The organism is Photobacterium jeanii, assembly GCF_001650345.1.
Taxonomy (GTDB): Bacteria; Pseudomonadota; Gammaproteobacteria; order Enterobacterales; family Vibrionaceae; genus Photobacterium; species Photobacterium jeanii.
In genome coordinates this window covers 570,693-592,109 of record NZ_LVHF01000012.1, presented here as the reverse complement: position 1 = coordinate 592,109, position 21,417 = coordinate 570,693, and the positions used below count along the sequence as shown (strand labels likewise).

Genomic DNA, 21,417 nt, shown 5'->3' with positions numbered 1-21,417 from the left:
AGTGAGCGATATTTGGGCTCAGCTAAGATGAAGCAACTTGAGCGGGGGTAACTTCGAGTGGTTTTTTCATTACCGCCAAACGAAATACCGCAGGCACAAAGTAGAACGAAATCATGGTCGTTAGTAGCGTACCACCAGCTATGGTGATCGCGAATGGAGGCCAGAATCCGCCACCTGCCAGTATCAAAGGCATAAAGCCACCAAGGGTCGTGATAGTGGTAGAGGTGATATGGCGAGTACAGCTCATGACGGCATTGAGTATGGCTTCTTGATCTCCAGTTACCGCTTTGGGATCAGCCTTGAGTTCAGCCAAAATCACAATCGCGGCATTAATGGCAAGGCCAACTAAGCCCAAGATGCCGATAATCACCGTAAAGCCGAATGGATAGTTAAATACCCACACCGAGAATAGCCCAAGACCTGATGCTAAAAAGCCGACAGTGAAAATGATTTGGCTAAGGCGAAATGAGTTGAATGACAACACAACCACCATTACCAATAAAGTCATGACCATGACAAGGTTGGAGAGTAAGTTGCCGACAGACTCATCACGCTCAGCAGACTCGCCGCCAAAGTCGATCCGATAACCGGACGGAAGAGTTTGTTGGTAATCCGCTAATCGTGCTTGAAAATGATCCAAGGCGGTTTGTGGTAGCACCCCAGCTCGAATATAACCTTCAATCACGTTAACGCGCTCGCCGTTACGACGAGGAATCGCACCACGGCTTGGTGTGAGTGATAATTCAGCAAGGGCGGAAACAGGCATCCCCGCCATTTCGTTTTGAGAACGCACAGGCAAGCGCAAGTTACTCAAGTGCGTCATGTTTTCACGCCCTTCATCATTAACGCGAACTCTAACTGGAATTGACTCGGTTGCTTCAATGATAGAGCCACTTAGGCTGCCCGATAATGATGCCTGCAATAGGTTAGCAAAATCTGTTAACGATAAGCCGCTTAATTGGCTTGCTTCTTCATTGACTTTCACCCATACCTTTGGCGTCCCCGGCTGCAAGGTTTCACGTGTATGAGTGACATCAGGAGTTTGCGCCATGATAAGGCGAATATCTTCTCCTATTGCTTTTAATCTATCTAAATTAGCACCGTAAACGCGTACTTCTAGCGGCGCATTAAACGGTGGGCCTTGTTCTAGCTTTCTTACCAAAATTTGTGCTTGTGGCAGTGCTTGATCCAGTTGGTGCTGTAATTGCGGGATCAAACGGTTGGCAGCTTTGAAATCGGAGGCTTTAACCATGGCTTGAGCAAAGTAAGGCGCACCACGCTGTCCGGCGACTAAATTGTAATAAAAAGATGGGAAGTTGGTACCAATTAGCCAGTTGGTATGTTCAATCTCAGGATGTTGTGCCATCAATTTATCGATTTGTGCCGTGGCATTGGCGGTGGCGAAAATGCTGGCTTGTGGGGGAAGGAATACCTGAATTTCAAACATGTCACGGTCTGAAGGCGGGAAAAATTGTTCGGTTAATTGTGTTGCTCCCCAGAAGCCAGTGAATGGCACAATACTGACGAATAATGCGGTCAGTAATGGATGTTTGATACTTTGAGCGATAGTGGCACGAAACCATTGACTGACTTTTGGTAAATGGATGCCCGTGTTGTACCACGCGTCTTGATGGCGATCACCTTGGAAGCTAGGTAGCCAGCGGGCGGCGAAGCCTGCCACTATGGTGTGTGAGATGAAATACGAGCCAACCAGCGAAAATGACACAGTGATCGCGATAGCGCCCACAAACTCTCCACCAGGCCCCGGCATTAAGAAGATAGGAGCAAAGGCAAGCACAGTGGTGAGTGTTGATCCCAATAATGGCACCCACAAATGCTTGATCGCTCGAATGGCACTTTGGATTCTTGCGATCCCTTGTTGGCGATAATGCTGAATGGTATCGACCATCACGATCGCGTTATCCACCATGATACCAAGAGCAACAATCAAGCCTGTTACCGACATTTGGTTGATGGGGACGCCTGTGAATTTCATCATGGTGAGGGTGAGAAGGCTGGTTAGCGGTAGCGAAAGCGCAACAATAACCGCTGAGCGAAAGCCTAAGGTGAGCAGAAGCACAACGAGGATGATAGAAAAACCTAGCATCAGGCTTTCTGTTAGCTCTGATAAGCGGTTTTCGGTATAGCTTTGCTGTTCAAAGACCAGGTTTATTTTGATATTGCTGGGGATCTGCTGTTGGTAATTATCAAGTAGTGATTTAACTCGCTCGGTCCAGTTATCGACCCGCAGGTGCGGCTGCATTCGCGCAGCTACAATAACAGCAGGCTGACCTTGAACATAGGCAAGCTCTGCGGGGGGCGTTGCCGCTTGGCGAGTCACTTCAGCGACATCCTCTAGGCGAATAACATGCCCATTTTCGGCTACCGCAACGGGCACGCGCTTAACACGATCAACTGAGCCAAGAGAGTCAGCAACTTCAAGAGCAAAACGGTTCTGACGGTTTACTAATTCGCCTGCTGAATTTTTGGCATCTGCTCCTGCAATGGCATTCGCGATTGAAACCGATGAACGACCAAGCGCACTGGTGGCTGCGGGATCCATACTGACCAGAATTTCTTCATCGGGCATGCCGTATTCATCGACAAACTCGGTGCCACTGAGGTTTCTGAGGCGATTAGCCAACTCGACGGCATAACGTCGTAGAGTTAATAAATCGGGGGAGGTGTTACCTTGCCAGGTGAGGGCGGTGATAGCGGTGAATGCATAGGCATGATCACTGTCTAAATCAGGTTTGCTAGCCCCTTGCGGTAATAGCGGTTCAGCATCGGTAAGTTTATCTCGCGCACGTGACCATACGGGCTCACTGTCTGTAATTTCATCTTTTAGCTCAATGGTGATCACCGAGATTCCCGGACGAGACACCGAACTGAGCAAGTTAATTTCATCCAGTTGGCGCAGCTGTGTTTCGAGCTTTTCTGTCACCAGTGCTTCGACACGTTCGGCTGTCGCATCAGGGAAGTGGGTGATCACACTGGCATGGCGATTATGAATGATGGGATCTTCGGCTCTTGGCAGAGAATTTAGTGCCGATAAACCACTGACAATAACTAAAGCGACGGCCAAAACAAGTAGGCGGGTATTACTGATAATCTTAGACATACCCTTATGCCCCTTCGTTATTCAGGGGCAGGGGAAGCTTTTTTATTAATTCCACCGTTTGTCCCGGAACCAGACGGTGTAAGCCGTCAGCAACAATCTTCTCGTTAGCTTCAATTGCACCATTGATATATGCCTGTTCATTATTGGCATACAGCACTTGAACACTGCGACGTTCAATAATGTAGCCTTGTGAATGCTCTTGAAGTGCGAATACATTCCATACTCCTCGTAAGCCGTCGGTCAACGAACTGAGTGGGATCCAATAACCAGGATTTTGGTGCCGGTCGTTAAACTCTAAATACGCCAGCTCACCATCAATCACAGCGGCATCAGCAGGAAGGGCAAAACGTAGTTGTACGGTTCGCGAATTTAAATCAACGCGCGCACCGGGATTGAGTAAGGATACAGGGTAGTGTTGATTGCCAACGCGAACAGACCAATTTTGTTGTTGCTTGAGTTTTGCTAATTGCTTGGCTGGTAAACCAATGTGCGCTTCTTGTTGGGTACGTGCTAACAGGGTCAGGGTAGGGGCGCCCAAATTGACGACATCACCAGTTGAAATATGACGAGCGCTGACAGTACCGTCGTAAGGGGCGTATATCGTCGATTTTTCCTGTTGCAGAATATTGGCCGCCAGCGATGCACCAAGCTGACGATAATTGGCTCTTAGTGCATTGCGCTGACTGTTAAGGTTATCGATTTCAGCTTCAGCACTAAAACCTTTATTTTTAAGAGAGCGCTGACGTTTTAAGTTCGCTTCGACTAAGTCGAGTTGGGCGGTAACTTGAGCTTGCTGCGCTTTAAGTTGATCAGCTTGGGTTTGCAACAATTGGGTGTCGAGTACCACCATCGGCTCGCCCTTGTTGACCTTATCTCCCACATCAACCAATAGACGCGCAATCTTACCATTCAGCTCAAAGCCTAGGTTGGCTTGCTGTCCAGCTTGAATGGTACCGACATACTCACGGGTAACATCGTAGTGAGTAAGTGGTGTCAGTGTGACGGTATTAACTCGCATTGACTCTGACTTTTGCTGTGGCTGTTCATTATCAGCTGAAGATAGATTACAGCCAGCCAATAAGCTGATGCAGAGCACAGCCCCTGCTGTGAACTTTAAGGGTGTGAGTCCAATTCCGTTGTTTATACCTGCCATAACTGATCCTGTTATTTGTGTTATAGATTAAAAAATATACGAACAAAACTAGACTGTCTAGTTTGATTGTAATATTAATGATAATGAAATGTTTCAGTGAGGGCGGTGTAATGGCAACGCGTAGCGAACAAAAGAAAGAGCAGATTTTAGGCGCGGCAACCCAGCTTTTTTTTGAGCAAGGTTATGGTGTGAGCATGGATGCTATTGCTGACTTGGCGCAGGTATCAAAGCAAACCGTGTATGCCCACTTTAAAACTAAAGATGAACTGTTTGAAACCTGTATTCGAGCAAAATGTGTTGCTAATCAGATTGATGGTCGTCTCGTTGATGATCCGCGTCCAATTCAGATTGTTCTTACGGAATTTGTATATCGTTTTCAGGCGTTGCTATTGAGTGATGAAGCATGTCAGACCTTTAAAGCCGCGGTAAGCCAAAGCGACACGCACCCGCAATTGGCTCAGCTTTACCTCAATGCGGGCCCTCGAATGACCACTGAAATGTTGGCGCAGTATCTTGCGTTAAAAGATCAACAAGGTGAGATAAAGTTACTTCTTCCTGCCGAAGATGCCGCGATGCAGCTGCTTTTAATGGCGCACGGTAAAGTCGTGTATTGGGCATATTTGGGGCAAAGCTCGGAAGAAACTGACGCTGAACGTTACGCGTATTTGAATGCATGTGTAGAAGTATTCTTACGTGCACATCAGTGTAATCCTTAATTTCATATCCTGTTTTTCAATTACTATCTTTTGCTGTTTGTTGTAACTTTTTTGTTGCGACAAGTTTGTCGTTTTATCGTGAAATACTGCTATGTTTATAGCTATGGCAGGCTTGGTATCGTTATGAAATTAAGCGATATCTCCCACAGCGACACACTCTTTTTCTTCTCTGTGTACCTGTCTGAAATCATGGTATTGAGTCTTGCAGTGGAAAGGAGTCGCTATGCGAAGTGCGTTATCCCTCAATAATATCTGCTGGCAAAAAGGGATGAAATTAGCCTTGCTGCTGTTTTGTTTTTGCGGCTTAGTGAGTCCTGCATTAGCGGCCAAAAGCCGTTTACAAGAAATTATTGATCGTGGGGTATTGAGGGTTGGTACTACGGGGGATTGGCACCCAATGACGATGCGAGATCCTGCGACAAATTTTTACAAAGGCTTTGATATTGATATCACCACGGAACTGGCAAAAGACTTAGGCGTGACTGTCGAATATGTTGCTGCTGATTGGCGAACTTTAGTCAGTGGCGTGGTTACAGATAAATACGATATGACGGGCAGTGCGTCATTAAATATGCAGCGCGCCAAAGTGGCGGGTTACAGTAAGCCTTATTTCTATTTAGCTTTTGTGCCTGTGATCCACAGCGATAATGCGAGCCGATTCCGTCGTTGGCAAGATTTTAACGCCAACTATGTCAAAGTGGCTGCTACTGCTGGAACAGTGCAATCAATGATCATGAAAGAGCTCTTTCCTGATGCGCAATTACAAACTGTTGCGGCAGGAACAACACCCTATAATGAATTACTTGCTAAGCGCGCGACGATGACGCTCAGTTCCAATATTGAAGCTGCATCTTTAACGAATCGCTTTCCTAAATTGCAAGTTGCTAAAGTACCGGGAATGCAGCGCCCAACGCCGATTGCCATGCTATTGCCAAATGATGAGCAAGTGTGGATTAACTACGTAAATCATTGGATCACCCTTAAACAAACTCAAGGTTTCTTCGATCGTATTGCGAAGAAATGGGGGATAGCCCATTTAGAAACTCGCTAGTTTATTGCTACCAATATCACTGATGTTATCTGTTTCTGCAGTACCTGTTTTGTTATAACTAAAGACATTATCAAAACAAGGATACAGCAATGGACTTATCAAAATATCAGGCGCTTATTTTTGACATGGATGGCACGCTCATTGACTCTATGCCTGCACACCTTGGCGCGTGGCGACGAACTTGCGAAGCGTTTGGTATTCCTTTTGATCAGGAATGGCTCCATAGCTTAGGTGGGATGCCAACCAAGAAAACAGCGCGAGCCATTATTGAACGCTACCAATTGGATGTGCAGCCACAGTTATTGGTAGAGACAAAGTTTCAGTATTACGAAGCCACCGAGCATAAAGGTGTTGTTATTCCGGCTACGGTTGATTTGCTTAAACAATTTCGCCATGAAAAGAAAACGGCGGTGGGAACTGGCTGTATTCGACGCCATGCTGATGAATTATTAACGATGACAGAGCTATTGCCGTTACTTGATGCTGTCGTCACGGCTAGTGATGTGATTCGTTATAAGCCAGAACCCGATACCTTTTTACTTGCCGCTGAGCGAGTAGGCGTGAAGCCGCAAGATTGTGTGGTCTTTGAAGATACCAATCTTGGCCGACAAGCCGCGCTTGCTGCTGGAATGGATTGTATCTTGGTCAAAAATGGTGAGTTGGTGGAATTTACCAAGGCATAATAACCATTTCATAAAGTGAAAAGCTTCGCTATTTATCATTTTGTGATTAAAATCGTGCCGTTTAAAAAATTAGTACGGCACGATATGAATCGCTCATCAAAATCATCTCAGGCTAAGCAGCCTTCATCGCAATCTTCATCACAGCCTTTAGAGAGTGATTCTCCTCAAGTAAGCCAACACAAAAAGCGTGGCGGAAAACGTCAGCAAGAAGAGTTTGGCATGTCTGAAACTCGTTTTTGGATCCGTCGCTTGAGTAAAACCGGACTTCGCGCCCTGCATATTGCGGGTATCGCGATGGCAAGTGCTGGGGTCTTGTTTCAAGTGGAAAGCTACCCATGGCAATGGTGGTGGATGTTAGCTATGACGACAGGTGTGCTGATGATGATTTCCGAAATCATGAGTTCGCGCCTGTGGTTAATTCAGCTGAAAGGTGTGCTGACATTTGTGAAACTCGGGCTGTTAGCTTCATTTGTATTCTTACCTGAAAACAAACCAGCGCTATACGCAACAGTGATAATCATGTCAGTGTTTATTGCTCATGGTCCCGCAGGGCTTCGCCATTATTCTATTTGGCATCGTCGTCGCATCGATGAGAAGAAACACGTGAAAGGATAACTTTTTTGCCCACTTAGTAATGTTTTTCTGCTATCAAGTCAGTTGCCTACTAAACTGAATGTAAAAAGAAATTTATCGATAGCAGAAAGGAGCATGGCTATGATGCGAATATTAGGTGTCACTTTCTTGATGTTACTTTTGAGTGCTTGTAGCAAAAGTGTGGATCAACAAGCTGACGATTATGTTGAAGCTAGCTACGCTCTTTGCGGTGCGAAGGTAAAAGCTTTTTCAAAAAGTGATGACGGCAAGATCCGCATCATTTGCCAAAACGACAGCTACTTTGTGGTTAAAAACCAAGGCACGTTAGCGTATATGCAAGAACTCAATGGCGCCTATTGCCATGGGAAAGGTTTCGCTGTGTTTAGCGAACGTGAAAACTACTACACCTTCACCTGTGCGGATGATAAAAACTTTAATATTCCTAAATAAGGTAAATACTGTCTTCGTAAATACACATGGCGAAAGATAGGTAATCAAGTAACCCCTTATTACACAAGACATAAGCCGAAGTGACGAAAGTGCTTCGGCTTTGTTTTGCCTGTCATTCTGCTCAGTTTAACGATTTGAGCTTTCTATCAACAAAAACGGCAAAATTTGACCAAATTGATCTTGCAAGCTACGTTGTAACGTAATACTGTGGTTATATCCAGTAAGCAAAAATTGCTCATTGGTATTGAAGGAGGCGCTTATGATTCAAGTGAATTTTGAACTAGCTAAGCAAGCCTATGAAAAGTTGCTGAAGTACCCTTATGGCGGTGAAATTGAACAACACGAATATACAGCATTAAGAGTATTTCGCTGGGACCTTGCTCGTGCCGGTATGCCAATTAATCAAGCTATCGACCTCAGATTAAAAGCTGCAGGTTATCGCCCAATAACAACGAAACCTTCTCAAGCTCACCGACCACTACCAGCTTGTGTGTTAGATCAAATGAGCAAAAGCTGGAAAAATGAACACGGTTACCGCTAACCGTCACCTCTAAATCACGATCAATAAAAAAGGCTTGGCAAATTAAAATGCCAAGCCTTTGTCTATGTAGCGTCTTTAACCGAATTTCGGCGATTAAATACCTAGCTCATCAAGCAGATCAAGATCAGCTTGAGAGATTGGCTCTGCCGCATCTTTCTTCGGTGCTGCTTTCTTGTTTTTTTCTTGCTCGATCAGGCTATCTGGATCAACGTCAGCCGCTTGCTCGAATTCATCAATTTGAATGAACTCAGTTTTATCCATTGCTAGCTCAAGGTAGAAGATGTTGTTCTTCTGAGTTGTGAAGCTAACACGGCGAGCTTGAGGGCGATCTAGGTTAGTATCAACCGATAGTAAGATCTGCTTATTTAGCGCCAGCATTTTAGGCTGGTTCTGCATGATTGAGATTTGAAGCTCACGGCGGATCTTGCTAGTGAAATCACCAACAACTTGGTTCATTAGCTCACCAAGCACATTCGATACATCATCAGAAGTATGAAGGATAGCTAGCTCATCTTCAGGAATACCCATTTTCAGCATGTATTCTTGGTAAAGCTCAAGCGCTGCTTGTTGCGAGAAGTTCGCTACAACTAAGCCAGTAAAACCACCATCAAATAAAACGAAGCAGCCAATATCGGGTTTTAAGCTTGTTTTATTAATCTTTTGCACCATTGCTGAATAGTTAACATTGGTGTCTGTTGCTGTAGATAATACCGTTGAAAATGACTGACATAGCTTTAGCAAAATATCATCAGTCGTGATGGTTTTGGTTTTTTTCATTCTATCTCTCAAACTTATTTTTTTATTACTGCCTGAGCGTTATGCAAAACGCTGTTCTAGGTAGGCAATAATGTCATTTGATTCGTACATCCATTGCACCTCGCCTTGATCGTTTTCAATTCGTAGGCAAGGAACTTTACGTTTTCCGCCTTGCTCAATAAGTTCCTGTTCCCATGGTGAAACTTTGGCATCACGTGTTTCTAAAGGCAGGTTCAGGCGTTTAGCACTGCGGCGAACTTTCACACAGAAAGGGCAAGCTTCAAATTGATAGAGCTTTAATTTTTCTACCTGTGAATCGACTTCCTGTTGTTTATCGGCGTCACGCTGCAAACCTTTAGGTGAAAATACAGCATTTATAACTAGGATAATTCGACCTAGAACCCAACGGATGACTTTCATTTGATATTTACCTTGTTGTTATGTTTTTGTGATGAGGAGTGTATCACAACGCTGAAAAGATAAAATGATGTTATCAATGGATGTTAATTGCCTTTAACATCTTGGTTATTCAGTATAAGGCGATAATTTATGCGGAAGTGAATCGGTAAAAATGACGCTTTGATTTATTTATACAACACATTGCATTGTTAATGATGAGTTAATACTGACATAAAATCGTCTGCTAATAACGATTTTTTGGACGGTAAATATCAAAACACATTATGAAAACAATAACTTTGCCAGCCAAAAATTTGGCATGCATGTCTAAAAAGACGATCAAAGTCACTTAATAGCAAATTTAAACTAGATGAAAATACCTTATATAAAATCGTTTTATTATTATTAATAGCCTAAATCGTCATTATCAGGGCTAGCTTGCGACGTGTTACATAACTATAACATTCTGATCTGCGATGACTCACCTTTTGTACACCGAACCATGACGCGTTACCTCAATAATATGGATAACGTGGTACTGCATTACGCACTAAATGGTAAAGAAGGGTTAGAGTGTTTGCGTCAACATCCGATAGATGTGCTGTTCTTAGACCTCACTATGCCTGTTATGGATGGGTATACCTTGTTAGAAAAAATAGCAACGCATCAAATTGATACTCGCGTCGTTGTTCTTTCTGCTGATGTACAAAAAGAGGCATCAAACCGCTGTCGAGACTTGGGAGCTAGCCACTTTATTGGTAAGCCGTTTGAGCCTGAAGAACTGTTTGAGCTGTTGCAAACTTTTGGGATTAACTCACCCAAGTGCAGTGATTTACGTTTGCCTTCAGCTGAAACGAATTATCTTGAGGTGTTTCGCGAAGTCGCTAATGTTGCGCTAGGTCGCGGTGCTGCCATTATCTCTGATCATCTAGGTGAATTTATCCGGATGCCACTTCCGGTAGTCACGACTACTGACGCCAGTACGTTAGCGGTGTCGCTAAGTGAGATCCGTGACAATAATGGACTAGCAATATCACAACGTTTTGTTGGTGGTGGAATCTACGGGGAAGCTTTGGTTCGTTTACATGGTAAAGATATTGCGCTGTTTGGTGAGCGTTTGGGCTTTAGCCAAGTCGACGAGCAAAAAAATGAAATAGTGACAGACATTGCCAATCTTATGGTGTCGTCATTTTTGGTTGCGTTAACCGAACATATGAATATTCCGTTCTCGGTTCGTCAACCTATTGTTGTTGAAGAATATATGGGGTGGGGGGATACCACTACACAAGCTAATCATACTTTTTCTAGTGTTGGCTATGCTTATCGCGCAGAGTCTCTCGATTTTGAATGTGATGTGTTGTTTTTGATGGATAACAGCTCAACAACAGTCATAAAAAAAATAATGGAAACCCTACATTGAACCAGATGAATATTGCCGACTTTCACCTGACTCTCCAAGTTATGGATAACATTGATGCAGGTGTTGTAATACTCGATCGCAGTTATACCGTATTGGCTTGGAATACTTTCATGCAGGCTTATAGTGGTATAAATAGCGATTGCATTTTAGGACATAACTTATTCGACGTTGTGCCCGATCTACCAAAAGAATGGTTGAAAAATAAAATAGCCTCTACGTTTAAGCTGAGGATGCGATCTTTTTCAAGTTGGGAAGATCGTACGCACGTGTTTAATTTCCAAAACTTTAGCCCAATTTCTGGTGGCACTAGTTTGATGTTCCAGAATATGACGCTAACCCCGCTTAAATCCCTCAGTGGTGAATACACCCATATTTGCATGACGATCACCGATGTATCAGATATTGCGAAAAGTAAAACTCACCTGCGTGAATCTAATGAGCAATTGACTCACCTTAGTATGACAGATCGCTTAACTCAGCTTTATAACCGAGGCCACTGGGAAGGGTGCTTACAAGAAGAGTTTGAACGTTGTCGTCAATTCCAACAACCTGCAACCTTAGTCATGTTCGATATTGATCACTTCAAAAAGGTAAATGACACTTACGGTCATATTGCAGGCGACGGGGTGATTCGCACAGTCGCCAGTTTATTGCGACGCACCAAACGGCAGAGTGATATTGCTGGTCGCTACGGTGGCGAAGAGTTTGGTGTCATCCTGCCCAATACGACTGCTGAAATGGGATTGTATTTTACCGAGCGTCTCCGAAAGCGGGTGGAAAAGTCGTATGTTTCTGTTGATGTGCGATCGATTAACGTCACTATTAGCCTCGGTGTTAGTGAGTGGAATCCTACAATGCGTAACCATGAAGCTTGGATGGAAAGTGCGGATAATGCGTTGTACCAGTCGAAACAACGTGGTCGAAACCAAAGTGTTATAGCTGAAATTATTTCGAACACTAATGAGTTTGCGGCTTCAAGTTAGCCAAAAATTACTTAAAAGTGGGTAATCATCGACCAATATTTTGATGTATAGCAACCTCAGCGGTAAATCTGATTGTAATTCTCATAGCAAGTTTTAGAATTGACCCAATTGTAAATAATTATGAAGAACGAACATGGTTGTTGAATCTGAAGGCTACTTAGCACTTATTGAGTATTTTACAGAGCATCTATCGTTATTTGAGAAAGTAAGCACGGATACTTGCACCGAAACCGTTGAAGACGTTGTAACGGATATGGTGGCATCGAATGTGATGGCAGTATTTAGTCAGAACCCAGATATCGAACAAGATCTCCGTTTCAAGCTGTTGCAAGAAGCTGATGCTGTGGTTGATGACTTAAGTGAAGTTTTAGCGGGCGCGTGGAAACGTTGTCCAACTAATGAGCAAATTGCTTTTCTTGAAGACTATATCGGCTTGGTGAAGAACCTATTCGATAGCGCCATTACACAATAATCTGGCTTTATTATCCAGAATAACAAGGGTAGCAGAGATGCTGCCCTTTGTTTTTGGTGTCTGCAAAAGGTTTATGACAGCTGTATCCAAGACTCGAACACAGTGAATACCTTGCAACTTAGTTCAACGACAGTAAAATGCTGGCGTTTTTTGTTTTAAGGTTATACGCAATATGCGCATTCACGCTGTCCATGAACTTTATGAAGAACGCCTTGCGCGTTCAACTCGCCCATTCCGTGCTCGCGGAGCTAAAGTGGAGCGTTGTCGCCACTGTATGTTGCGTCCTCACTTATGTATTTGTGCTCACAAACCTGAAATCGAATCTAACGCTGCTTTCTTATTGGTGATGTACGATGATGAAGTGCTGAAACCAAGTAATACTGGTCGCTTAATTGCTGATCTTTTCCCTGATACCTTTGCTTATATTTGGTCGCGTACTGAGCCAAATAGCGAAATGCTAGCGTTATTAGACGACCCTCAATGGCAGCCGTATGTGGTATTCCCGGCGGAGTATGCTGAGTCTGAGCGGGTTGCAAGCGATGTGACTATTGAGAGTGGTAAGCGTCCATTATTTATTATGCTTGATGGTAGCTGGGCGGAAGCAAAGAAAATGTTCCGTAAAAGCCCGTATCTTAATCGCTTCCCAGTGTTGTCGATTGATCCTGATAAGCCGTCACGCTATACAGTGCGAGTTGCCTCAAAAGAAAACCAGTTAGGTACAGCGGAAGTGGCTGCGCGTATTGTGGATGTTTATGGTGAAGTGAATAACGCAGAAACCCTTGATTTGTGGTTTGATGTTTTTCGTGAGCACTACATTACTGGCAAGATGAATCGTCAGTTGCCAGATCATAAAGCGCTCAATGATTTAAAAGCACATTTATCTGCTTAATCGAGTAGTTTAGCGATTAACTGGCGCTTTTCACATTCGCTATTAATCAGTCGATCTTATTAGAAGGCACTTTATGCTGGTGTTAAGCATAAAGTGCTTTTTTGTCTCTGTCGGTAATTAATTCCAATAATTCATGCGGTTATGCTAATTGCCAATACTGTAAATAGTTTTCAAAGTCTGCTAGTTTTAAGCATTACGAATAAATAATGTAATGACTTGCTGTTTCTTTCAACAAACGCGAGTGAATACCCAACAAATCCCACTTAAACTTGGTTTGCATCACAGTCTGTAGGTGTAGAAGTGTGGATAATTTTCATAGATTTTCTGAATTTTATTTTTCTGGGAGAACAGGATGTACTACGGCTTCGATGTAGGCGGAACTAAAATTGAATTTGGCGCCTTCAATGAAAAACTAGAGCGCGTGGCAACTGAGCGTGTACCAACACCGGGCGATGACTACGACAAACTAGTAGATACCTTGGTATCTCTAATCCAACAAGCAGATCAGCAATTTGGCTGCGAAGGTTTGGTGGGTATCGGTCTACCGGGTATGGAAGACGCACGTGATGGCTCTGTTTTAACATCCAATATCCCAGCAGCGAAAGGTCGATTCTTACGTAAAGATCTTGAAGCTAAATTAGGTCGTAACGTAACTATCGATAACGATGCTAACTGTTTTGCTCTGTCTGAAGCATGGGATGAAGCGCTACAAGGCGAAAAATCAGTATTAGGTCTTATTTTGGGTACTGGTTTTGGTGGCGGTCTTGTATACGACGGTAAAGTGTTCTCTGGCATGAACCATGTAGCCGGTGAGCTAGGTCATACTCGTATGCCAATCGATGCGTGGTTCCACTTAGGCGAGAAAGCGCCACTGTTCTCATGTGGTTGCGATAATAAAGGTTGTATCGATAATTACCTATCAGGCCGTGGTTTCGAGCAACTTTACGCTCACTACTATGATGAAAGCTTAAAAGCGATTGAGATCATCAAAAACTACGAAGCAGGTGAGGCTAAAGCGGTTGAACACGTTGAGCGTTTCCTAGAGTTATTGGCAATTTGTATGGCGAACCTGTTTACTGGTATGGACCCTCATGTTGTTGTGCTTGGCGGTGGTTTATCTAACTTTGAGCTACTGTACCAAGAGTTGCCAAAACGTATTCAAAAACACCTGCTTTCCGTTGCTCGTGTACCTAAGATCATTAAAGCTAAACACGGTGATGCTGGTGGTGTTCGCGGTGCCGCATTCTTGAATATTGCGGCGAAATAATCGACGGATACGACAAGCGCGATAAAGACAAGTTATTAGTGCATAGCGCTGAGTTTTCTCGCCCCTGTGATGTTTAACATTGCAGGGGCGTTTTTATTGGCTCGATATCAAGGGATAACACTGGAATGTCACTGAGCGAGATATTATTATGCGCGGTCATCCAAATAGTTACAGGTAAACCATAATGTCATTCCACGCGCTGGATTTGCATCCACAGTTATTAACCGCTATCGAAGAGTTGGGCTTTGAAACCCCGACGCCTGTTCAGCAACAAGCTATTCCTGAAGTGTTGGCGGGCAAAGACATTATGGCTGGCGCGCAAACGGGGACGGGTAAAACCGCCGCATTTGGTTTGCCACTGTTACATAAAATGCTGACACAGCCAGCACAACAGTTAGCGGCAGGGCGACCGCAAGTACGTGGCCTCGTGTTAACGCCAACCCGTGAATTGGCGCAACAAGTATTTGATAGCTTAACCAGCTATAGCAAGAATACAGACCTAAAGATCGCAGTCGCTTACGGTGGCACCAGCATGAATGTGCAAGTGAAGGCGCTACAGGCTGGTGTTGATATTTTAGTGGCAACACCAGGGCGTCTGCTTGATCACGCCCATGTTGGTACAGTTGATCTTTCTACAATCGAATACTTTGTGTTGGATGAAGCTGACCGAATGCTGGACATGGGTTTCATTGTTGATATCAAGCGCATCATGAAACGCATTGCCAAGCAGCGTCAAACTTTGTTCTTCTCGGCGACTTTCTCAAAGCAAGTAAAAGATTTAGCGTACTCAATTCTTGAAGAGCCTGTGCTTATTGAAGTAAGCCCAAGCAATAGCGCAGCTGAAACTGTAGAGCAAATTGTTTATCCGGTTGATAAACATCGTAAACGTGAATTGCTATCCTACTTGATTGGTTCGCGTAACTGGCAACAGGTGCTGGTATTCACCCGCACTAAGCAAGGTTCTGACGAGTTAGCGAAAGAGTTGGGTTTAGACGGCATTAAAGCCGCATCTATCAATGGTGATAAAAGCCAAGGTGCACGTCAACGTGCACTAGATGAATTCAAATCGGGCAAAGTGCGTGCGTTGATCGCGACCGATGTTGCGGCTCGTGGTCTGGATATCGAGCAGCTTGGTTATGTGGTGAATTTTGATATGCCATTTAAAGCTGAGGATTATGTTCACCGTATTGGTCGTACTGGTCGTGCTGGCAGCGTGGGCAAAGCTGTATCACTGATGAGCATTGATGAAGAGCCGTTACTTCGTGCGATTGAAGATTTGCTTGATAATCGTCTACCGCAAGAATGGCTAGAAGGTTATGAACCGGATCCAACGATTTCAGCACCAGAGCATCAACGTCGTGGTCGTTCGGCAGATAAGCGTCGTGCTAAAGCGAAATCCAAGATCCATCGTAATCGAGGACGTAATACTCAACGTCGTTAATCAAAACGCCACTTGGCTTAATGTGAACACTATTGTTTTTGACTAAGCCTTTATGAAACAATGCCCGCAATATTTTGGCGGGCATTGTCGTATTACGGCAGTGGTAAAGAATGTTAGCTATTGCGCTTATTTGGCTGCACAGTGCTTGATGGCGTCGTCCAGCAGTTCTAATGCGGTTTGCTCACAATCAGGTAACGTAGCCGTTGGCGGGTTAACCGGTGTTACGCGTTCACCCCATTGAATGACGCTCGCTCCCCACGTTAAACCAGCACCGAATGCAGCAGACAAGATCTTGCTGTTTGGTTTTACGATACCTTGTTCCACCGCTTCACATAGCGCAATAGGAACTGTTGCAGCAGAGGTGTTGCCGTATTTATGGATATTAATGAAAGCTTTGTCGAGAGGGATTTTGGCGTGCTCACATAAAGCTTCAATAATGCGCTTATTGGCTTGGTGAGGAATAACTACATCAATGTCATCACTTTCGAGCTCGGCACGTTGTAGCACCAAATTGGCTGCTGCTCCCATGCCGCGCACAGCACGACGGAAAATATCGCGACCAATAAAGTTAAATGTGAAGTGTCCCGCATTAGGGTTAAAGCGATCCATACTGGTGCCAAAATTAGGGATAGCTAACACATCACGACCTTCAGCATCGCAACCTAGCTGCGCTTGTAATAGTCCTGTTGGTTTGTCTGTTTTGCTCAGTACAACAGCACCAGCGCCATCACCAAATAAAACAGCAGTATCACGTTGCCCCCAGTCTAAATACCAGGTCAGACGCTCAGCACCGATAACTAACGCATGGCGATAGTTACCTGCCTGAATCATGCGGGTTGCTGTTTCAAGCCCATATAAAAAGCCAGTACAAGCGGCATTCATGTCAAACGCAGCCGCTTTACTTGCGCCTAAGTCCAACTGCACTTTAGAGGCGATATTTGGAATTAAGGTGTCAGGTGAGCAGGTGGCGACAATAATAAGATCCAGTTCATTCGCATCGATACCTGCGGTTTGCAGTGCACGCGCTCCTGCAACTTCTGCTAACTTGGAAGTATCAACATGACTGATACGGCGAGATTGAATGCCGGTACGTGTTTGAATCCATTCGTCGCTAGTATCAACAAATGTACTCAAGGTGTCATTAGTGAGTTCGGTCTGCGGTAAGCATTTACCCCAGCCAGTAATTTCTGCGTAATACATCTAGCGTTATACCTTATTCTTTTCATGGAATTACGGTAAACAAATGCAGTTAAAGCATGTTTACGTAACTGGTGTATTCATACTAACCCTCATGCATCAATGTGCAACGTTGAAATGGGTAAACAGTCGCGGATGCCACAGTTTCTGTTTAAAACAAATATCACTTACGAAGCGTTATTTTACTTAATGCAAGGTGTTGAGTTATCTACCTTTCTGCTCAGCTTAAAAAGTTATGTTTATATATATGTTGGTGTTGGCTAACAGGTATTAGTCTGGCATCGACAAAGGTATACTTTCAGCTTAGTAATAAAAATAAATAGGGAAGTAGATGATTAAGTTTGCAGTCATTGGCACGAATTGGATCACCGATGCTTTTATCGAAGGCGCAACCGCAACGGGTAAGATGGAACTGGTGGCGGTGTACTCAAGAACGGTAGAGAAAGCCCAAGAGTTTGCTGAAAAATACGGTGAGTTAGCGTGCTTTGATGAGCTGACTGAGTTGGCAACCAGTGATCTCATTGATGCGGTTTACATCGCAAGTCCGAACTCACTTCACGCAGAACAAGCCAAGTGTTTTATTGAGCAGGGCAAGCATGTGATTGGTGAGAAGCCTTTGGCTTCAAATATCGCCGAAGTGGAATCGCTATTTGAGCTAGCGCAACAGCAGAAAGTTGTACTGTTCGAAGCGATGAAAACACCTTACACGCCTAACTTTGCAATCCTTAAACAAGCACTGCCTAAACTGGGTAAGTTGCGTAAGGTGTACCTGAGTTACTGTCAGTATTCTTCTCGTTATCAAAAATTCTTAAATGGTGAAAACCCAAACACCTTTAATCCTGAGTTTTCAAATGGCTCATTAATGGATATTGGTATTTACCCGTTAAGCGCAGCAGTTGCTTTGTTTGGAGAACCTAATAGTTTTACAGCTCAAGGCTCATTACTATCTTCAGGCGTTGATGCGCATGGAACACTCGTACTGCATTACCCTGATTTTGACGTTACGATTGCGCATTCAAAAGTGAGTGACGGGATGATCCCAAGCGAGCTACAAGGTGAGCAGGGGACTATTACAGTCAATGGGATTTACGATTGCCTAGATGTGAACTTACATCGCCGAGGTGAACCTACCGTGACGTTGTCACAACAGCAAGCGCAGAACACGATGCAATATGAAGCAGAAGTGTTTGCAGAGCTGGTTGAGAAAGGGCAAGTGACCCATCAGGGCATGAATCGTACTCGTATTGTGAGCAATATTATTACTCATGCGCGTGGTGTAATTGGGGTTCGTTATCCTGCGGATGAAGTCTAATAAAGGCTAAGAAAAAGAGAAGCGACCAGGAGGTCGCTTCTTTTGTTATGGGGGAAGTGTTTTAATTACCAGAAAATGTACGCAAAAGCTGATAGTGCAGCGATACATGCAAGGTTAAGGTAGATACCGGCTTTCATCATTTCGCTTTGCTTGATGTGACCAGAGCCAAATACGATTGCGTTTGGTGGGGTCGCAACAGGTAGCATGAAGGCACAAGATGCGGCAACGGCGATAAGCGCAGATAGTACGACAGGTGATACGCCTAATGCTTCAGCAACGGTTGCGAATACTGGTACTAATAGCGCCGCACTTGCTGTGTTACTCGCGAATTCGGTTAGGAATACTACGAAAGCGGCCACGACTAAGATTGTGAAGAACAGTCCTGCTTGCTCTAGGAAACCACCTAGGCTGTGCGCCAAGAACACGCTGGTGCCCGTTGCTTTTAATACATTACTTAGACAGATACCACCACCAAATAGAAGTAGTACACCCCAGTCAGTCGATTTTTCAATATCCTTCCAAGCAACAACACGTGATGCACCAAGTAGAACGATGGCACCTAGTGCAACTAATGTATCGAACTTGCTAAAACCACCTAAGAAAGCATTGATTGGCTTGCTGAAAATCCAGCATGAAACAGTAAGAGCAAAGATTGCCAGTGTTATCAGTTTGCCGTTGCTCCATTCCACTGGCTTGTGGTCAAGCTCGAAAGTGTGGTTTAGGTTTGGCTTCAGTAGGACATAAAGTAGTAATACTGTGATTGGTAATAAGATTAATGAGATTGGTAGGCCAAACGCCATCCACTCGGTGAAGTTTAAGCCAACTTCTGCCGCAGCAATTGCATTCGGTGGGCTACCTACAACCGTTGCAATACCACCAATACTGGCACAGTAAGCAATACCCAATAGAACGAAAACATAGGTGCTGCGCTCACTCTTAGCATTCACTTTGTTGAGAACACCAAGAACAAGAGGCAACATCATTGCGGTAGTAGCAGTGTTACTGATCCACATAGAGAGGAAAGCTGTGACACCAAATAGCATGAAGACTGCCACCGACATACGCCCTTTAGCGATCAGCAATACTTTATCGGCAATGGCCTTATCCAGTTCTTGTTTGTGAAGAGCTGCTGCCAATGCAAAACCACCTAAAAATAGGAAAATAATAGGGTTGGCGAAATTGCTTAAGGCTTTTGGTGTTTCGAAAACACCGAAACCAATCGCGAGGATTGGCACTAAAATCGCGGTGATACTGACGTGAACGGCTTCAGTTAGCCAAAGGATGGCGACGAAAGCGAGAATACTTAAGCCGATAACCACATTTTTCTCAAACGGGAGGGTGTTTAACAAAATAGTAAACAGCGCAATGTCTGCGAGCAAGATTAGGCTATTTCGATCAAACAGCCACTTTTTTAGCGTAAGTGATAAGGCTGTCATAATGTCTTCCTTTTGATGTAATTGCTTCGTGCAATGGGATTGTTATCGCTCTCTCAAATAAAGCATCGTAAAAATAGTGACAAAGCCGCATATTAACTATGAATCTATTAACCGCTACATTTGTTTATTCTGAACAATGACTTATCTGAGGAGAGCTGTTTTAATGAAACGAATGTTACACCTTTTAAATGTAATGTTAACGCCTTGGTGGTGAAATGTTGTTCGACTGCGCTGCGAAAATAGAAAACTGTGATGTGATGAAAATGGAATGAGTAGAACTCTACACATACACTTGCGCTCATAACCTTCCAAAAAGGAAGAGGGTCAAATCTGCAATGCAGATGTTACTGCTATGTTTAAAAATAAGCTTGGAGTAGGCTAAAAGTGTGATGTAACTCGACATCTATGATTCGGTCATTTGTTCACCCTAGTTACTAATTTGCCCATCTTGTATTATGCAACCTCTCAATTAAAGGCATTAATTTGCACTTAAAAATAAAATGGATAAAGGCTAGGGAAATGGCAAAGGATAAAAGATTAATTCGTAAACGAATTCAAAAAGATGCGAGCGCTCATGTGAAAGGGGTTAAGGCGAAATTTCTTCGTGATTACCTGTCGCGGTAAAATAGAAAAAGCACAGTATTCAAACTTTTGAGCTTCATTTTGATGTGCCATTCTCTGTTTGTAGCTACGTAGTTGGATTGAGTTTGTAATCGGTTACTATTGCCAGAATGTGAAAAGCACTAAGGTCATGATTTGGACTTTAGTGCTTTTTTGTTTTGAAGCGGGCAGGTTTATGAGCGAAGATCTGGTGGACCAATAAACTCAGCTGGCTTGTCGTTGATGGGTTCTTTAGGGCCAAGGAAGCGTGGCTGGATATTGAGCAAATAGAGATCCAAAATCGCTTTGCTGCGTGCTAGTACCTCACGAGCGCGGATCTTAAGCCCAGCAAGCCCTTTAGGTGCCGGTACGGCTAAACAGATGGCATCTATTTCATTTTTGTCAGCAATGAATAGGGCGCGTTCGCAATGAAAGCGCTGCGTGATCACTACAAAGTGATCGGCATCGAAGACTTCTTTGGCTCTCACAATCGAATCGAGAGTACGAAAGCCTGCATAATCGAGCACGATATCTTGATCGGGAATTTCAGCTTTCAGTAAATCCCGCTTCATGGTCCACGGCTCATTGTAAGACCGATGCGCGTTATCGCCACTGAGCAGCAATACGTTGACCTTCTGCTGCTGATATAAATCAATCGCGGCTTGAATACGGTACTGATAAAACGGATTGAGTGTTTTGGCAATGTACTTGCTGGTGCCCAGCACTAAGCCAATGGAGCGCGCAGGAATATCTGCGGGATCGGTAAAGATGCGATCAGCCGTACTTTCTGAAATCCAACGATCGAGCAATAGGCTGCTACCAACAGCAACGATGCCAACAATGGCTGAAATGCGAATGAGATTTAACAGCTTCATACCAATCCAATGAGAATTTATTGGAAACATCTTACCTTAATATATTGATAATGTTAGGTAA

General features: G+C 44.0%; 20 protein-coding genes. 13 read left to right on the top strand and 7 right to left on the bottom strand.

Going from position 1 to position 21,417, the window contains the following annotated elements; all coding sequences use genetic code 11:
- Positions 1–22: 22 nt before the first annotated feature.
- Complete coding sequence (locus A3K86_RS04000; protein ID WP_068328070.1) at positions 23–3,121, bottom strand: efflux RND transporter permease subunit; 3,099 nt, start codon at positions 3,119–3,121, stop codon at positions 23–25.
- 4 nt (positions 3,122–3,125) lie between these two features.
- On the bottom strand, positions 3,126–4,274 hold the full coding sequence (locus A3K86_RS03995; protein ID WP_084406505.1) for an efflux RND transporter periplasmic adaptor subunit: 1,149 nt from the start codon (positions 4,272–4,274) through the stop codon (positions 3,126–3,128).
- Positions 4,275–4,384: 110 nt separating this feature from the next.
- On the opposite strand from A3K86_RS03995, the gene A3K86_RS03990 reads away from it, so the two are divergent.
- The 6 genes from A3K86_RS03990 (at position 4,385) to A3K86_RS03965 (ending at position 8,309) form a co-directional block, all read left to right on the top strand.
- Entirely contained in the window at positions 4,385–4,990 is a 606-nt protein-coding gene (locus A3K86_RS03990; RefSeq protein WP_068328067.1) for a TetR/AcrR family transcriptional regulator, read from the top strand.
- 268 nt (positions 4,991–5,258) lie between these two features.
- The gene (locus A3K86_RS03985; RefSeq protein ID WP_068330182.1) at positions 5,259–6,041 is read left to right on the top strand and encodes a transporter substrate-binding domain-containing protein; all 783 of its coding nucleotides are present in this window, start codon (positions 5,259–5,261) and stop codon (positions 6,039–6,041) included.
- 89 nt (positions 6,042–6,130) lie between these two features.
- Entirely contained in the window at positions 6,131–6,724 is a 594-nt protein-coding gene (locus tag A3K86_RS03980) for an HAD family hydrolase (protein ID WP_068328063.1), read from the top strand.
- Positions 6,725–6,808: 84 nt separating this feature from the next.
- Positions 6,809–7,339 (top strand): hypothetical protein, encoded by a 531-nt coding sequence (locus tag A3K86_RS03975; RefSeq protein WP_232321904.1) that lies wholly within the window; start codon positions 6,809–6,811, stop codon positions 7,337–7,339.
- A 99-nt stretch (positions 7,340–7,438) separates the two neighbouring features.
- Positions 7,439–7,768 (top strand): hypothetical protein, encoded by a 330-nt coding sequence (locus A3K86_RS03970; protein ID WP_068328060.1) that lies wholly within the window; start codon positions 7,439–7,441, stop codon positions 7,766–7,768.
- Positions 7,769–8,027: 259 nt separating this feature from the next.
- Positions 8,028–8,309, top strand: coding sequence for a hypothetical protein (locus A3K86_RS03965; RefSeq protein WP_068328056.1), 282 nt, complete (start codon positions 8,028–8,030; stop codon positions 8,307–8,309).
- 93 nt (positions 8,310–8,402) lie between these two features.
- On the opposite strand, the gene A3K86_RS03960 is transcribed toward A3K86_RS03965, so the two are convergent.
- Positions 8,403–9,086 carry a DUF3334 family protein gene (locus tag A3K86_RS03960; protein ID WP_068328054.1) on the bottom strand — a complete coding sequence of 228 codons (684 nt, stop codon included), beginning with the start codon at positions 9,084–9,086 and terminating at the stop codon, positions 8,403–8,405.
- 39 nt (positions 9,087–9,125) lie between these two features.
- Positions 9,126–9,485 carry a glutathione S-transferase N-terminal domain-containing protein gene (locus tag A3K86_RS03955; protein WP_068328052.1) on the bottom strand — a complete coding sequence of 120 codons (360 nt, stop codon included), beginning with the start codon at positions 9,483–9,485 and terminating at the stop codon, positions 9,126–9,128.
- A 424-nt stretch (positions 9,486–9,909) separates the two neighbouring features.
- On the opposite strand from A3K86_RS03955, the gene A3K86_RS03950 reads away from it, so the two are divergent.
- From A3K86_RS03950 to A3K86_RS03925, 6 genes are all read left to right on the top strand, one after another.
- Positions 9,910–10,884, top strand: coding sequence for a response regulator (locus tag A3K86_RS03950; RefSeq protein ID WP_232321903.1), 975 nt, complete (start codon positions 9,910–9,912; stop codon positions 10,882–10,884).
- Between the two features lie 5 nt (positions 10,885–10,889).
- The gene (locus tag A3K86_RS03945; protein ID WP_415860029.1) at positions 10,890–11,867 is read left to right on the top strand and encodes a sensor domain-containing diguanylate cyclase; all 978 of its coding nucleotides are present in this window, start codon (positions 10,890–10,892) and stop codon (positions 11,865–11,867) included.
- A gap of 133 nt (positions 11,868–12,000) precedes the next feature.
- Positions 12,001–12,339, top strand: coding sequence for a DUF3802 family protein (locus A3K86_RS03940; RefSeq protein WP_068328047.1), 339 nt, complete (start codon positions 12,001–12,003; stop codon positions 12,337–12,339).
- 172 nt (positions 12,340–12,511) lie between these two features.
- The gene (locus tag A3K86_RS03935; RefSeq protein ID WP_068328042.1) at positions 12,512–13,228 is read left to right on the top strand and encodes a tRNA-uridine aminocarboxypropyltransferase; all 717 of its coding nucleotides are present in this window, start codon (positions 12,512–12,514) and stop codon (positions 13,226–13,228) included.
- A 352-nt stretch (positions 13,229–13,580) separates the two neighbouring features.
- Positions 13,581–14,495, top strand: coding sequence for an N-acetylglucosamine kinase (nagK, locus tag A3K86_RS03930; protein ID WP_068328040.1), 915 nt, complete (start codon positions 13,581–13,583; stop codon positions 14,493–14,495).
- A gap of 184 nt (positions 14,496–14,679) precedes the next feature.
- Positions 14,680–15,936 carry a DEAD/DEAH box helicase gene (locus tag A3K86_RS03925; protein ID WP_068328036.1) on the top strand — a complete coding sequence of 419 codons (1,257 nt, stop codon included), beginning with the start codon at positions 14,680–14,682 and terminating at the stop codon, positions 15,934–15,936.
- Positions 15,937–16,062: 126 nt separating this feature from the next.
- On the opposite strand, the gene A3K86_RS03920 is transcribed toward A3K86_RS03925, so the two are convergent.
- Positions 16,063–17,136 carry a ketoacyl-ACP synthase III gene (locus A3K86_RS03920; protein ID WP_068328032.1) on the bottom strand — a complete coding sequence of 358 codons (1,074 nt, stop codon included), beginning with the start codon at positions 17,134–17,136 and terminating at the stop codon, positions 16,063–16,065.
- A 328-nt stretch (positions 17,137–17,464) separates the two neighbouring features.
- Here A3K86_RS03920 and A3K86_RS03915 point away from each other — a divergent pair, with 328 nt between their 5' ends.
- A complete protein-coding gene (locus tag A3K86_RS03915; protein ID WP_068328018.1) occupies positions 17,465–18,445 on the top strand; it encodes a Gfo/Idh/MocA family protein in 981 nt (326 codons plus the stop codon).
- Positions 18,446–18,510: 65 nt separating this feature from the next.
- Here A3K86_RS03915 and A3K86_RS03910 read toward each other — a convergent pair whose 3' ends face one another.
- Positions 18,511–19,881: an SLC13 family permease gene (locus A3K86_RS03910; protein ID WP_068328015.1), complete on the bottom strand. Its 1,371-nt coding sequence runs from the start codon at positions 19,879–19,881 to the stop codon at positions 18,511–18,513.
- Positions 19,882–20,675: 794 nt separating this feature from the next.
- The gene (locus tag A3K86_RS03905) at positions 20,676–21,356 is read right to left on the bottom strand and encodes a SanA/YdcF family protein (protein ID WP_068328012.1); all 681 of its coding nucleotides are present in this window, start codon (positions 21,354–21,356) and stop codon (positions 20,676–20,678) included.
- Between the last annotated feature and the right edge of the window lie 61 nt (positions 21,357–21,417).

Excerpts from the sequence above, each read along its gene's own strand:
- A3K86_RS04000 (WP_068328070.1), bottom strand. The coding sequence starts at position 3,121 with ATGTCTAAGATTATCAGTAATACCCGCCTACTTGTTTTGGCCGTCGCT.
- A3K86_RS03995 (WP_084406505.1), bottom strand. The coding sequence starts at position 4,274 with ATGGCAGGTATAAACAACGGAATTGGACTCACACCCTTAAAGTTCACA.
- A3K86_RS03990 (WP_068328067.1), top strand. The coding sequence starts at position 4,385 with ATGGCAACGCGTAGCGAACAAAAGAAAGAGCAGATTTTAGGCGCGGCA.
- A3K86_RS03985 (WP_068330182.1), top strand. The coding sequence starts at position 5,259 with ATGAAATTAGCCTTGCTGCTGTTTTGTTTTTGCGGCTTAGTGAGTCCT.
- A3K86_RS03980 (WP_068328063.1), top strand. The coding sequence starts at position 6,131 with ATGGACTTATCAAAATATCAGGCGCTTATTTTTGACATGGATGGCACG.
- A3K86_RS03975 (WP_232321904.1), top strand. The coding sequence starts at position 6,809 with ATGAATCGCTCATCAAAATCATCTCAGGCTAAGCAGCCTTCATCGCAA.
- A3K86_RS03970 (WP_068328060.1), top strand. The coding sequence starts at position 7,439 with ATGATGCGAATATTAGGTGTCACTTTCTTGATGTTACTTTTGAGTGCT.
- A3K86_RS03965 (WP_068328056.1), top strand. The coding sequence starts at position 8,028 with ATGATTCAAGTGAATTTTGAACTAGCTAAGCAAGCCTATGAAAAGTTG.
- A3K86_RS03960 (WP_068328054.1), bottom strand. The coding sequence starts at position 9,086 with ATGAAAAAAACCAAAACCATCACGACTGATGATATTTTGCTAAAGCTA.
- A3K86_RS03955 (WP_068328052.1), bottom strand. The coding sequence starts at position 9,485 with ATGAAAGTCATCCGTTGGGTTCTAGGTCGAATTATCCTAGTTATAAAT.
- A3K86_RS03945 (WP_415860029.1), top strand. The coding sequence starts at position 10,890 with ATGAATATTGCCGACTTTCACCTGACTCTCCAAGTTATGGATAACATT.
- A3K86_RS03940 (WP_068328047.1), top strand. The coding sequence starts at position 12,001 with ATGGTTGTTGAATCTGAAGGCTACTTAGCACTTATTGAGTATTTTACA.
- A3K86_RS03935 (WP_068328042.1), top strand. The coding sequence starts at position 12,512 with ATGCGCATTCACGCTGTCCATGAACTTTATGAAGAACGCCTTGCGCGT.
- nagK (WP_068328040.1), top strand. The coding sequence starts at position 13,581 with ATGTACTACGGCTTCGATGTAGGCGGAACTAAAATTGAATTTGGCGCC.
- A3K86_RS03925 (WP_068328036.1), top strand. The coding sequence starts at position 14,680 with ATGTCATTCCACGCGCTGGATTTGCATCCACAGTTATTAACCGCTATC.
- A3K86_RS03920 (WP_068328032.1), bottom strand. The coding sequence starts at position 17,136 with ATGTATTACGCAGAAATTACTGGCTGGGGTAAATGCTTACCGCAGACC.
- A3K86_RS03915 (WP_068328018.1), top strand. The coding sequence starts at position 17,465 with ATGATTAAGTTTGCAGTCATTGGCACGAATTGGATCACCGATGCTTTT.
- A3K86_RS03910 (WP_068328015.1), bottom strand. The coding sequence starts at position 19,881 with ATGACAGCCTTATCACTTACGCTAAAAAAGTGGCTGTTTGATCGAAAT.
- A3K86_RS03905 (WP_068328012.1), bottom strand. The coding sequence starts at position 21,356 with ATGAAGCTGTTAAATCTCATTCGCATTTCAGCCATTGTTGGCATCGTT.